The organism is Citrobacter sp. Cb041 (genome assembly GCF_030336655.1).
GTDB lineage: Bacteria > Pseudomonadota > Gammaproteobacteria > Enterobacterales > Enterobacteriaceae > Citrobacter > Citrobacter braakii.
The window spans coordinates 358,659-371,754 of sequence record NZ_JAOWDD010000043.1 but is presented as its reverse complement, the minus strand read 5'-3'; the positions used below and the strand labels follow the sequence as shown (position 1 = coordinate 371,754).

12 protein-coding genes are annotated in these 13,096 nt (G+C 53.7%); 4 read left to right on the top strand and 8 right to left on the bottom strand.

Annotation, left to right across the window (positions count from 1 at the left end; all coding sequences use genetic code 11):
- Positions 1-171: 171 nt before the first annotated feature.
- On the bottom strand, positions 172-2,469 hold the full coding sequence (bglX, locus tag OGV52_RS22560; protein WP_072034073.1) for a beta-glucosidase BglX: 2,298 nt from the start codon (positions 2,467-2,469) through the stop codon (positions 172-174).
- A 232-nt stretch (positions 2,470-2,701) separates the two neighbouring features.
- Between bglX and dld the strand changes: the two genes are divergently transcribed.
- Positions 2,702-4,411, top strand: coding sequence for a D-lactate dehydrogenase (dld, locus tag OGV52_RS22555; protein ID WP_016153698.1), 1,710 nt, complete (start codon positions 2,702-2,704; stop codon positions 4,409-4,411).
- Positions 4,412-4,511: 100 nt separating this feature from the next.
- Here the strand turns inward: dld and pbpG are convergent, their stop codons facing one another.
- Together pbpG and OGV52_RS22545 are read right to left on the bottom strand one after the other, a co-directional pair.
- Positions 4,512-5,459, bottom strand: coding sequence for a D-alanyl-D-alanine endopeptidase (gene pbpG, locus OGV52_RS22550; RefSeq protein WP_016153699.1), 948 nt, complete (start codon positions 5,457-5,459; stop codon positions 4,512-4,514).
- A 180-nt stretch (positions 5,460-5,639) separates the two neighbouring features.
- A complete protein-coding gene (locus OGV52_RS22545; protein WP_016153700.1) occupies positions 5,640-6,227 on the bottom strand; it encodes a Yip1 family protein in 588 nt (195 codons plus the stop codon).
- A gap of 164 nt (positions 6,228-6,391) precedes the next feature.
- Here OGV52_RS22545 and OGV52_RS22540 point away from each other — a divergent pair, with 164 nt between their 5' ends.
- Complete coding sequence (locus tag OGV52_RS22540; protein ID WP_016153701.1) at positions 6,392-6,964, top strand: DedA family protein; 573 nt, start codon at positions 6,392-6,394, stop codon at positions 6,962-6,964.
- Between the two features lie 24 nt (positions 6,965-6,988).
- Here the strand turns inward: OGV52_RS22540 and mdtQ are convergent, their stop codons facing one another.
- Complete coding sequence (mdtQ, locus tag OGV52_RS22535) at positions 6,989-8,428, bottom strand: multidrug resistance outer membrane protein MdtQ (RefSeq protein ID WP_287109192.1); 1,440 nt, start codon at positions 8,426-8,428, stop codon at positions 6,989-6,991.
- 169 nt (positions 8,429-8,597) lie between these two features.
- On the opposite strand from mdtQ, the gene OGV52_RS22530 reads away from it, so the two are divergent.
- Positions 8,598-9,332: a class I SAM-dependent methyltransferase gene (locus OGV52_RS22530; RefSeq protein WP_016153703.1), complete on the top strand. Its 735-nt coding sequence runs from the start codon at positions 8,598-8,600 to the stop codon at positions 9,330-9,332.
- A 68-nt stretch (positions 9,333-9,400) separates the two neighbouring features.
- The gene (locus OGV52_RS23610; protein WP_019077217.1) at positions 9,401-9,484 is read left to right on the top strand and encodes a small membrane protein YohP; all 84 of its coding nucleotides are present in this window, start codon (positions 9,401-9,403) and stop codon (positions 9,482-9,484) included.
- Between the two features lie 32 nt (positions 9,485-9,516).
- Here OGV52_RS23610 and dusC read toward each other — a convergent pair whose 3' ends face one another.
- The 4 genes from dusC to OGV52_RS22510 all read right to left on the bottom strand — a co-directional run bounded on the left by dusC (position 9,517) and on the right by OGV52_RS22510 (position 13,091).
- On the bottom strand, positions 9,517-10,467 hold the full coding sequence (gene dusC, locus OGV52_RS22525; RefSeq protein WP_016153704.1) for a tRNA dihydrouridine(16) synthase DusC: 951 nt from the start codon (positions 10,465-10,467) through the stop codon (positions 9,517-9,519).
- Between the two features lie 61 nt (positions 10,468-10,528).
- Entirely contained in the window at positions 10,529-11,722 is a 1,194-nt protein-coding gene (locus tag OGV52_RS22520; protein WP_103848047.1) for a 3-hydroxybenzoate 6-monooxygenase, read from the bottom strand.
- A gap of 14 nt (positions 11,723-11,736) precedes the next feature.
- Complete coding sequence (maiA, locus tag OGV52_RS22515) at positions 11,737-12,381, bottom strand: maleylacetoacetate isomerase (RefSeq protein WP_019077220.1); 645 nt, start codon at positions 12,379-12,381, stop codon at positions 11,737-11,739.
- 8 nt (positions 12,382-12,389) lie between these two features.
- Positions 12,390-13,091 (bottom strand): fumarylacetoacetate hydrolase family protein, encoded by a 702-nt coding sequence (locus tag OGV52_RS22510; protein WP_016153707.1) that lies wholly within the window; start codon positions 13,089-13,091, stop codon positions 12,390-12,392.
- Positions 13,092-13,096 lie beyond the last annotated feature (5 nt).

Sequence of the window (13,096 nt, the reverse complement as noted above, 5' to 3'; positions counted from 1 at the left end):
AAGCATAGTCGAAAAATCAAGCCTTAACCTGGCAATTGGGTAGTAACACTGAGAGTTACTCGCGGTAAGGCGATAATACAATAAAAAAAATCCGGCAAACCTAAAGTGAGTTTACCGGATGGTACGATTTCGCAGGCCTGATAAGCGTCACGCTATCAGGCATGATATCAATTACAGCAGTTCAAATTCGCCCTGCTTCACTCTGGCAGAATCCACGCCGATAAAGACGTTGAACTTGCCCGGTTCGGCATCGTATTGCATACGCTGGTTCCAGAATTTCAGCGCTTCAACATCAATTGGGAAGCTAACGGTTTGGGTTTCACCCGGCTTAAGATTCACCTTCTCAAAACCTTTCAGCTGTTTTACCGGACGACTCATTGAAGCGGTAACATCCTGCAAATACATCTGAATCACCGTCGCACCTTCGCGTTTGCCGGTGTTGGTCACCTGCACGCTGGCCGTCACGGTCCCGTCACGCTTCATCGTCGGAGAAGAGAGTTTCACATCAGAAACCGTGAATGTGGTGTAGCTCAGGCCATAGCCAAAGGGATACAACGGACCGTTCGCTTCGTCAAAGTAGCGCGACGTGTACTTATTCGGCTTATCGGCATTATACGGGCGACCGGTATTGAGATGGCTGTAATAGACCGGGATCTGTCCGACAGAGCGCGGGAAAGACATCGGCAACTTGCCTGACGGGTTGTAATCGCCAAACAGCACATCGGCGATGGCGTTACCGCCTTCCGTCCCGGCAAACCAGGTTTCGAGGATCGCATCGGCCTGTTGATCTTCCTTAACCAGCGCCAGCGGACGACCGTTCATCAGTACCAGAACCAGCGGTTTACCCGTGGCTTTCAGCGCGGTAATCAGGTCACGCTGACTCTGCGGAATGGTGATATCGGTGCGGCTGGAGGCTTCATGCGCCATTCCCTGCGCTTCACCAACTACCGCGACCACCACGTCAGACTGCTTCGCGGCGTTAACGGCTTCATCAATCATCGCCTGCGGTGAACGCGGGTCAACCTTCACCGCCTCTTCATACTGGTTGAGGAAGTCGACAATGCCTTTGTCGTTGGTGATGTTCGCCCCTTTGGCGTATACCACTTTGCCCTGCTCGCCGATGGCATTTTTAATCCCCGTCAGCACCGTTACCGACTGCTCGGCAACCCCGGCAGCAGACCAACTGCCCATCACATCACGCTTGCTGTCGGCCAGCGGACCGACAACCGCTACGGTGGCGGATTTTTTCAGCGGCAATGTTTCCAGACGGTTTTTCAGCAGCACCAGGCTTTCACGCGCCACTTCACGCGCCTCTTTGCGGTGCAAACGGCTTTCCGCGTTGGTGTCCTGCGGGTCAGATTCTTTGGCCCCCAGATGGCTGTACGGATCGTTAAACAGCCCCATATCATATTTCACGTTCAGCACATGACGCGCAGCGTCATCCAGCTCCGCCATCGTCACCTTACCTGACTTAATCAACCCCGGCAGGTATTTGCTGTAATACTCATCGCTCATGCTCATGTTGATGCCGGACTTGATCGCCACACGCACCGCATCTTCAGGATCGGCGGCAGTGCCGTGCTTAATCAGTTCCTTAATCGCGCCGTGATCGGAAACGGTAATGCCCTTAAAGCCCCACTCATCGCGCAGCACGTCTTTTAACAGCCATGCATCCGAAGTCGCCGGCGTACCGTTCAGCGAATTAAGCCCCACCATCACCGCACCGCTACCGGCGTCCAGTCCGGCTTTGTACGGTGGCATATAGTCGTTGAACAAACGCTGCGGGCTCATATCGACGGTGTTGTATTCCTTGCCGCCTTCAACCGCGCCATAGGCGGCATAGTGCTTGACGCTGGTCATCACCGAATAGCGATCGGCCGGGCTTTTACCCTGCATCGCTTCCACCATGGTTTTGCCCATCGTGGCGGTCAAATACGTATCTTCGCCAAACCCTTCCGAGGCGCGGCCCCAGCGCGGATCGCGCGAGACATCGACCATCGGCGCCCAGGTCATATTCAGACCATCATCGGCGGCTTCATACGCAGACACTCGACCAACGGTTCTGACCGCATCAAGATTAAAGGAGGACGCCAGACCGAGGCTTATCGGGAATACGGTACGCTGACCGTGCAATACATCGTAGGCAAAAAAGAGAGGGATTTTCAGGCGGCTGAGATCCATCACCTGATCCTGCATTTTGCGGATATCCTGGCGCGTGACGGTGTTAAAAATTGCCCCAACCTGCCCGTCTTTGATCATCTCGCGGATGGCTTCTTTCGGGTTATCAGGCCCGACGCTTATCAAACGCAGTTGCCCAATCTTCTCATCTACGGTCATCTGCTTGAGTAAATCGGTAACGAAGGCATCCCGCGCCTCTGGCGTCAGTGGATGGTTACCAAACAGAGTGTCCGCCAACGCTGGTTGCAATGCCAGACTCACCGCGACACCTACAGAACATAGCCATTTCATGTTGATTCTCTCTTTATTTTTTCCCGACGAGGCAGCGAAAATATAACAAAAACCGCAGTTTGCCGTAAGACTAAACGGGAGCGATAAAGAAAGCTAAGGTTATTCTCCTAATTTTCGAAACCAGCGCGAATCAGTAAAAGACGAACCAGAGACAATATGAATGAGAAAGCGTATTGTCATACAAAGCGCTATGCTTGTTCCTGATATTGAGTCCCACCACAAGGAGTGGAGAATGTCTTCCATTACAACAGATAATAAAGCTTTCCTGAATGAACTGACCCGTCTGGTGGGTCATTCACACCTGCTGACAGAACCTGCTAAAACCGCCCGCTATCGCAAGGGATTCCGCTCCGGCCAGGGCGATGCGCTTGCCGTCGTGTTCCCCGGGTCGCTTTTAGAACTGTGGCGCGTTTTGAGCGCCTGCGTCGCCGCGGATAAAATTATCCTGATGCAGGCCGCTAACACCGGCTTGACCGAAGGGTCTACGCCGAGCGGTAATGATTACGACCGCGAGATTGTCATTATCAGCACCCTGCGTCTTGATAAGCTGCACGTCATCGGCAAAGGTGAACAGGTGCTGGCCTATCCAGGAACCACGCTCTATTCGCTGGAAAAAGCGCTCAAACCGTTTGGCCGTGAGCCGCATTCGGTAATCGGATCTTCCTGTATCGGCGCTTCGGTTATCGGTGGCATTTGCAACAACTCCGGCGGCTCGCTGGTACAGCGCGGCCCGGCATACACGGAGATGTCGCTGTTTGCGCGTATTGACGAACAGGGAAAATTACAGCTGGTTAACCATCTGGGTATTGAGCTGGGCCAGACCCCGGAGCAGATCCTGAGCAAACTGGATGACGAGCGTATTAGAGATGACGATGTTCGCCACGACGGGCGTCACGCGCACGATCACGACTACGTTACCCGTGTCAGAGATATCGACGCAGACACGCCCGCACGCTATAACGCCGACCCGGATCGCTTGTTTGAATCGTCCGGTTGTGCAGGCAAGCTCGCGGTCTTTGCCGTGCGTCTGGACACCTTCGAAGCCGAAAAAAACCAGCAGGTCTTTTACATCGGCACCAACCAGCCAGAAGTGCTGACGGAGATCCGCCGTCATATTCTGGCAAAATTCGAGCATCTGCCGGTCGCCGGTGAATATATGCACCGCGATATTTACGACATCGCTGAGCAATACGGCAAAGATACGTTTCTGATGATCGACAAGCTCGGCACCGACAAAATGCCGTTCTTCTTCACCCTGAAAGGCCGCACCGATGCGATGCTGGAAAAAGTGAAAATTTTCCGTCCTCACTTCACCGACCGGGCAATGCAGAAATTTGGTCATTTGTTCCCCAGCCACTTACCGGCGCGCATGAAAAGCTGGCGCGATAAGTACGAGCATCACCTGCTGTTAAAAATGGCCGGTGGCGGCGTGGCTGAAGCCCAAAACTGGCTAAGCGAGTATTTCAAAACCGCTGAAGGCGACTTCTTTGCCTGTACGGCGGAAGAAGGCAGCAAGGCGTTCTTGCACCGCTTTGCGGCGGCTGGCGCGGCTATTCGTTATCAGGCCGTACATGCGGATGAGGTGGAAGATATTCTGGCGCTGGATATCGCGCTGCGTCGTAACGACACCGAATGGTACGAGCATCTGCCCCCAGAGATCGACAGTCAACTGGTGCACAAACTCTATTACGGTCACTTTATGTGTTACGTCTTCCATCAGGATTACATCGTGAAAAAAGGCGTGGATGCGCATGCGCTCAAAGAGCAGATGCTGGAACTCCTGCGCGAGCGTGGGGCACAGTATCCGGCAGAGCATAACGTCGGGCATCTGTATCAGGCGCCGGAAACCTTGACCCGTTTTTACCGTGAGAATGACCCCACCAACAGTATGAATCCGGGGATTGGGAAAACGAGTAAGCAGAAGTTCTGGAAAGAATCGTAAACCTGAAAAAGATAAGCGCTACCGGGCATGTTGCCGGGGCGCTTCGCTTGCCCGGCCTACTGCTACATTCGCTATGCGTAGGCCGGATATGACATCTTATTTAATCGTTCTGTGCGGTTTGCTCGCCCTTCGCCGAACCAGCCGCCGCCATCTGCGCAGCTTTTTGCTTTTTATAGCTCAGCGCCGCCGCCGGAACCGGCATCACCTTGCCCGTTTCAATCCAGGTACGTAAACGGCTGGCATCGGCAAAGTGAGTATATTTGCCAAAGGCATCCATCACCACCAGCGCCACCGGTTTGTTGTTAATCACCGTGCGCATCACCAGACAGTGGCCTGCCGCATTGGTAAACCCGGTTTTCGTTAACTGAATATTCCAGTTATCGCGGTATACCAGATGGTTGGTGTTACGAAACGGCAGCGTATACGCAGGGTTGGCAAACGTCGCCATATCTTCACGCGTGGTACTTAGCTGGCCGATCAGCGGATACTGTTTGCTTGCGATCAGCAGCTTGGTTAAGTCACGGGCGGTCGAGACATTATGAATCGACAAACCAGTGGGTTCCACAAAGCGTGTCTGAGTCATGCCGAGCGCTTTCGCTTTGGCATTCATGGCTTTGATAAACGCGTTGTATCCGCCCGGGTAATGATGCGCCAGGCTCGCCGCCGCACGGTTTTCTGATGACATCAGCGCCAGTAGTAACATGTCTTTACGGCTGATTTCACTGTTCAGTCGTACGCGAGAGTAAATGCCTTTCATCTCCGGCGTCTGGCTAATATCGACTTTCAGCTTTTCATTCAGCGGCAGTCGTGCATCAAGCACCACCATCGCCGTCATTAATTTGGTAATCGACGCAATCGGACGCACAAGGTCCGGGTGGTTCGAATAGATAACTTTGTTGGTATTCAGATCAACGATCATCGCGCTACCGGACGCTATCTCAGGTTGAGAAGCCGCTGCGGTAGTTGCCGTTTTCGCCACGGCTTGGGGTGCAAAAGGAACGGCCAGCACCAGGGCAAGGCTTAATAATGAAACTCGGAATTTCAGCATGATGAGATTTCTGATAATGGTTCACGCACGTCACAACGCACACCGCCAGAGATTAAGTATTATCTCAAGCTAGCTCAGGCATCATAGCGATCCGGCAGGTTTGCTGCCACAGGAGAATCGTCTCGAAATGCTGCGTTGCTGACTTTTACGTCAACAACGCAGCGTAGACAGGTTTATCCGTCAGAATAACCGATAGCCGTAACCCCACAGGATTACCGTAATAGCCAGCAGAACCTCCAGTACCAGCACACCGATTGCCAGTGTCGAACTGGAAAAACTCAACCCTTCCTCACGAGTGATATTCAGGAACGTCGGAATACCGAGATAAAGTAAATAACCAGTGTAAAACAGCGCGAGAGTCCCGACTAATGCGCACAGCCAGACCAGTGGATAAAGTGCGACCAGCCCGCTTAAAAACAGCGGCGTCGCGACATATCCGGCAAACACCATACAATGCGCCAGCGACGGACGCTGCGGGTAGTTACGCGCCATCCACCAGATAACCCGGCCCATGACGGCAACGCCCGCCAGCATCACCCCGTAAAACAGAATCGCCATTGCAAATCCAGTCAACAGGGATAATTTCAGGATATTGCCATCGCCAAAATCCCAGCCGATTTGTGTGGTACCGATGAACGCACAAACAACCGGGATTGCCGCCATCAGCAGTACATGGTGGGTGTAGTGATGCGAAACGCTTTCGTTTTCGCTGTTGATCACATGCATTTCACGATCGGGATGGGAAAACAGCCCCCAGACATGGTTCATACCGCCCCCTTCTTGTCAGCTCCGGACCTCAACAGTTCAAGTATAATTCAGCTTTGGATTAATTTTTGTACAACAACAAAAATGACGAACCGCTAATTCAGCGCTTTTAAACCCCACGATAATTCACAGGGTGTATGCTTAACGTCGGGAGGTCATCCAGACATATGGATATAAACAGTCTTATTGCACATTACGGTTACGCCGCATTGGTCATTGGCAGTTTGGCCGAAGGTGAAACCATTACCCTGCTGGGCGGCGTGGCGGCACATCAGGGATTACTTAAATTTCCTTTGGTGGTTATCTCTGTGGCCCTGGGCGGGATGATTGGCGATCAATTGCTGTATCTGCTTGGGCGTCGTTACGGTGGAAAAATTTTGCGTCGTTTCTCAAAACATCGCGACAAAATCCGCCGGGCGCAGAAAATGATCCAGCGCCGTCCTTATCTGTTCGTGATTGGCACCCGTTTTATGTATGGTTTTCGCGTGATCGGCCCGTTGCTGATTGGCGCAAGCCATTTGCCGCCTAAAATTTTCCTGCCGTTGAATATCCTGGGGGCGCTGGCGTGGGCGCTGATATTTACCACTCTGGGTTACGTGGGGGGAGAAGTCATTGCGCCGTGGCTACACAATCTCGACCAGCATATTAAGCACTGGATATGGCTTGCTCTGGTGATTGTGCTGGTGCCTGGCGTTCGGTGGTGGTTAAAAAAACGCAGCAGCAAAAGTACAGCCCGGTAGCGCGATGTCTACCGGGCGGGTGCGTTACGAAGCGTGGTAGCCGCCCCCCAGCGCACGGTTCAACTGGATTGAGGCATCCAGCCATTGCCCTTGTAAAAGCAGAGCGTTGCACTGTTCACGTAATGCCGGGATCTTTGCCTCACTGACCCGGGAGCCCGCAATAATTCCGGCATTGAAGCGCGCCTGCGCCAGACCCACTACGCGCAGTGCATCATGCTCAATCTGCTGCTGATGCTGATTCTTCTGCGCCAGGATTTCTACCTGCGAAGCTGCACGCGCCACGTCATTCACCGCATCCACCACGGCTTTGTTGTAATTCGCCACCGTCAGGTTGCTTTGCGCTTGAGTAATGTCGAGATTCGCGTTCAGCCTGCCGCTATCAAAGATAGGTAGCGTCAGCCCGGCCGTTACGCCCATTTGCTGCGCGGAATGGCGAAACAAGTCGCTCAGATGTAACGCATCCTGTTGTAAAAATGCCATCAGATTTACATCGGGATAAAACGCCGCTTTCGCCGCATCAATGCTGCTCAGCGATGACTCAATGTACCAGTGCGCCGCCTGCAAATCCGGTCGGCGGGCCAGCAGCGAATAACCTAGCTGGGACGGGAGCTGGCTTTCCACCGCGGGCAGCGGGGTCGAATGGAGTTTCAGGGCTGTGGACTGCGAGTTGGTCAGCGCGCTCAACCGCGCTTCAATTACCTTCATTTTACCGCTGACATCGTTCAACTGCTGCTCTGTTTTGCTGGAATCGATATCGGTTTCAACGCCTTCCACCGAAGAAGTAAGACCATTTTGATACAGTTGACGATCAACGTTAATGACGTTCTGCTGCTCGGTTTCTATTTGCGTTAACACGGTTTTCAGCCCGGCCTGCGTTTGCCATTCCCAGTAAAGACGAGCCACACCGCTCGCCAGCACCTGTCGCGTTTGCTCGCGCTCGGCTTCACGCGCCTTAACGGCCCCAATACGTGCCGTCACTTCGGCCCGATTTTTACCCCACAGATCCAGATTCCAGCCAGCAGTTAAACCAAAGGTGCCGTTGGTGTACCACGGCCCGGTCGTCCCGGCGGCCGGATCGGTGATAGCAAACGGTCCCATCAGCCCTTCGGCTGACATTCTCTGACGCTCCACATCTGCAGAAAAATCGATCTCCGGGCCATCCTGCGCCTCCACAGCCTTAGCCTGCGCCTCCGCCAGTTGAATGCGCTGTTCCGCGACCTGCATATCAGGGGAGTTGCGTAACGTGCTGTCAATCAGCGCATTAAGCTGGGGGTCATGGTATGCCTTCCACCATTGGCTGTCCGGCCAGCCATTTTTTAACGCCGCAGGCAATGTGGTATCGACATTCGCAGCGGGGGTCTGCTGTGACAGAGACTGGCGGTCATCATGCATCGGCGCGCAACCTGACATCAAAATAAAAAGCGGCAACAATGCCGTCGTGACAAAAGCAGAATTACGATTCATGGAGAGACACAGGTAAGAAAAGATGTGCTGAGATTACGACTTGTCGCGTTTCCTTTTTTAGTTACGCGTGGCAATACACCTTTGGCAATAAAAATATATAATCGGAAAAATATACACCCAACAAATAATTTAGATTAATTAATTTTAATAATTTATGGATGGAGACATTATGTCACAGAATATCTATGACGATCCCGAGTTCTTTGCCGGATATGCCACGCTGGACCGTTCAGTAAAAGGGCTCGACGGTGCGCCAGAATGGCCGACAATACAAGCGATGCTCCCCGCTCTGCAGGGAAAAAATATCCTCGATTTGGGTTGCGGATATGGCTGGTTTTGCCGCTACGCGCGCGATAACCAGGCGGCCAGCGTAGTGGGACTGGATATTTCACAAAAGATGTTAACCCAGGCGCACAGCATGACGCAGGGTAATGGCATCGTTTATCGCCGTGAAGATCTCGAGACGCTTTCCCTGTCGCCAAATTCCTTTGACCTGGTTTATAGCTCACTTGCCCTGCACTATTTGCGCGATATCGCGCGATTATTCGTAACGATTTACCAGTCGTTAACACCGGGAGGCATGTTGGTATTCTCTGCCGAGCATCCCATTTATACTGCACCGCTTAACCAGGGTTGGATAAAAGATAAAACCGGGCAACAGTCCTGGCCGGTCAATCATTATCAGCAGGAAGGCACACGCATCAGTAACTGGTTCGCGGAGGGTGTCAAAAAACAGCACCGTAAGCTGGCGACCTGGATTAATGCGCTGATAGCCGCCGGATTCGAAATCGTTTGTGTCGATGAATGGGGGCCGTCCGCTGAACAGATTGCTGAAAACCCGGCGCTGGATGAAGAAAAAGAGCGGCCAATGGTGTTTCTGCTCAGCGCGCGTAAACCGGAGTAGGGTCATTACAGGAAGATTTTCACAGGCTTTCCTATACTTAACCTGAACTCACCAAAAAAGGAACGCTGATGAAAATCTTACTGTGGATTATTTTAGTTATTTTTCTGATTGGGTTATTGGTGGTAACTGGCGTGTTTAAGATGATTTTTTGAAACAAAGGCCACTCCGGTGGCCGATTAATGTGTTAATGCAATTTAGCGATATCAATGGCCTGAATCGCGCGCGCGATATCCGGTGAATTGTTTAATGCGCGAATTTCCTGAAACAGCGCGGTTGCCTCTGAGTATTCTTTACGCAAATACCCTAACCATTGTTTAATCCGCGCCACATGGTACAGCCCGGTATCACCCTGCTTTTCAAGACGGGTATATTTTTGCAATAGCATCACGACATCAGGCCACGGCATACGTGGCTCGTTGTACTTCACCACACGGCTCAGGTTCGGAATATTTAATGCCCCACGGCCAATCATCACCGCATCGCATCCGCTGATAGCCATACAGTCCTGGGCGCTTTGCCAGTCCCAGATTTCGCCATTCGCGATAACCGGAATGGTAAGCCGCTGGCGGATCTCACCGATCGCCTGCCAGTTGATATGTTCGGCCTTATAGCCCTGTTCCTTGGTTCGGCCATGCACCGCCAGCTCGCTGGCGCCCGCCTGCTGAACGGCATCAGCAATTTCAAACTGCCTGTCGCTGTTGTCCCAGCCCAGACGCACTTTCACCGTCACGGGGAGATGATCCGGAACCGCCTCGCGCATGGCTTTTGCGCCCCGGTAGATGAGTTCAGGATCTTTTAATAACGTTGCGCCACCGCCGCTGCCGTTGACCAGCTTCGACGGGCAGCCACAGTTCAGATCGACACCAAACGAGCCCAGTTCTACCGCGCGCGCCGCGTTCTCCGCCAGCCACTGCGGATACTGCCCCAGCAACTGTATGCGCACCCGCGTGCCGGATGGCGTCCGGCTATTGTTATGCAGTTCCGGGCAGAGCCGATGGAATACTTTTGCCGGCAGGAGCTGATCCACCACGCGCACAAACTCGGTGATGCACAGATCGTAATCATTCACTTCAGTCAGCAGCTCGCGCACCAGTGAGTCGAGCACGCCTTCCATCGGCGCCAGTAAAACACGCATATCGTCACCCGCAAAAAAAGAGGCGCTATGGTAGCGCCTCCGTTCGGGAGATTAAAGAGGCTCAGCGCGGCAACAGGCAGTTATCTTCTTTCCAGCCGTACAGCCATTCCATACCACGATAAAATTCCGCCTGAGATTTGCCTTTCCACAGCAGATTACGCACCTGGCGCTCGACGCCTGCGGCGTGGTACACACGTCCCATTTCGCGCGTCGACCAGACGATGCGCGCAGTACGCGGAATACGCACCGACTCATACAAGGCAAAGGCATCAGCCGCATCGCCGTCACACTGCTGTAACGCCTTACCGAGAGTAACGGCATCTTCAAGCGCCATACAGGCGCCCTGCGCCATATATTGTGCCACCGGATGCGCAGCATCACCCACCAGCGTAATGCGGTCGGTCCCCCATTTCTCTACCGGTTCGCGGTCAGCGGTGGACCAGCGACGCCATGACGTCGGCTTATCCAGCATCTGGCGCGGACGCGCATGAATACCGGCAAAATAGGAGAGCACTTCCTCTTTACTGCCATCCTTTACCCCCCACTCCTCCTGCTGACGACTGTGGAAGGTCACCACCAGGTTATACTGCTTGCCGCCGCGCAGTGGATAGTGCACCAGGTGGCAGTGCGGTCCGGCCCACAGCACCGGCGCGTTAATACGCAAATCTTCCGGCATATCATCGCAATCAATCACCGCGCGATAGACCACGTGCCCGGTCACGCGTGGCGCATCGCCAATCAGAGACTGACGCACAACCGACTTCACACCGTCACAGCCCACCAAAATATCCGCTGTCCAGCTGTTACCGTGCTCATCAAAGACCGTCACCTCATCTTCTGTCTGGCGAATATCAACCACGTTAGTTGAAGTGCGATACTCAACGTTGGGATGAACCAGTGCCGCTTCCCAGACAGAAGCATGAATATCAACCCGATGGATAACCGCATAAGGACCGCCAAAGTGATCGCGGAACGCTTGCCCGGTTTCAATATGTACAACCTCTTTCGCGTTTACCGCATCCATCATGGTGATGTGATCGGTAAAAACGGCGCGCTTGCGGGCGACGTCACCCACACCAAGGCTGTCCAGAGCAGAAAACGCGTTCGGCCCGAGCTGAATGCCCGCACCAATCTCACCAATCTCGTGCGCTTTCTCCAGCAACATCACTTTAATGCCTTGACGGGCCAGCGATAGCGCGGTCGCCGCGCCGCCAATCCCGCCACCCACGATAATTGCGCGTGTCACTTTAGCCATTGTCGTTCTCCTTATCAGGCTGGAATTTTGTCTTGTTGATTCTCGGGCGCGGCGGCGATAAACGCCGGAAGCTGGGTACAGGCATCGTATACCGCCTTACAGCGCGGATACCCGCTCAGATCACAGCCCATACGTAACGCGTTCGCCCACTGCGGGATCAGACAGCAATCCGCCAGCGTCGGCGCATCCCCCACGCAGAATGTCCCCGAGTGACTCTGGCGCAGCATCTGTTCAACCGCGCTTAACCCTTGCTGGATCCAGTGCGCATACCAGCGTTTTTTATCCTCTTCACTGACCTTTAGCTCTTCGCTCAGGTAGCGCAGTACCCGCATGTTATTCACGGGATGGATATCACAAGCGATGGCATAAACAATTTCCAGCACCCGGCTGCGCGTCGGGAAGTCGGCTGGCAGCAGCGGCGACTGCGGAAAGTGACCATCCAGCCAGTCGGTTATCGCCAGCGACTGCCCGAGTGATTCTCCCTCATCAGTGACCAGCGTCGGTACAAGCCCTACCGGGTTCATCCGCCGGTAGGCCAGCTCGTTCTGCTGACCGATGCGAATGTTGACACCCACCGTCTGGTAATCAAGCCCCTTCAGCGCCAGCGCAATGCGTACGCGATATGACGCGGAGCTGTTAAAGAAACTGTACAGCTTCATCATCCACCTCAGACAATCTTCACAGCGATGGGGGTTAAACCGTCTACATTGCCGGTGATCACATCTCCTTTCACCACTGCGCCCACGCCCTCTGGCGTGCCTGTGTAGATCAAATCACCCGGCTGTAGTTCGAAAAAGCCGGACAGATAGCTAATGGTTTCATTAACGGACCAGATGAGGTGGCGAATATCGCTACGCTGATGATCGTCGCCGTTGACCTGCAACCAGATAGGCGCGTTGTTAACATCCGCACTTTCGCTGGCTTTATGCAGTGGCGCGATGGGGGCAGAAAGATCAAATGCTTTGCCGATTTCCCACGGACGCCCCATCTGGCGCATCTCCATCTGCCTGTCGCGGCGGGTCATATCCAGACCAGTGGCATAGCCCCAGATATATTCGTGCGCTTTTTCCAGCGGTATATCGCTGCCCTTTTTACCGATCGCCACCACCAGCTCTATCTCATAGTGATAGTTATCGGTCTGCGACGGGTATGGCAGCTCGAGGGTTTGACCGGCCGCCACCGGGACCACCGCATCGGCAGGTTTACAGAAGAAGAACGGCGGTTCGCGATCCGGATCAAAACCCATTTCACGCGCATGAGCGGCATAGTTGCGGCCCACGCAGTAAACGCGACGCACGGGAAACTGTTCATTACTGCCAACGACCGGAACGGTAACAGGCGCTTGTGGTTCGAATACGTATTGCGTCATTTTCT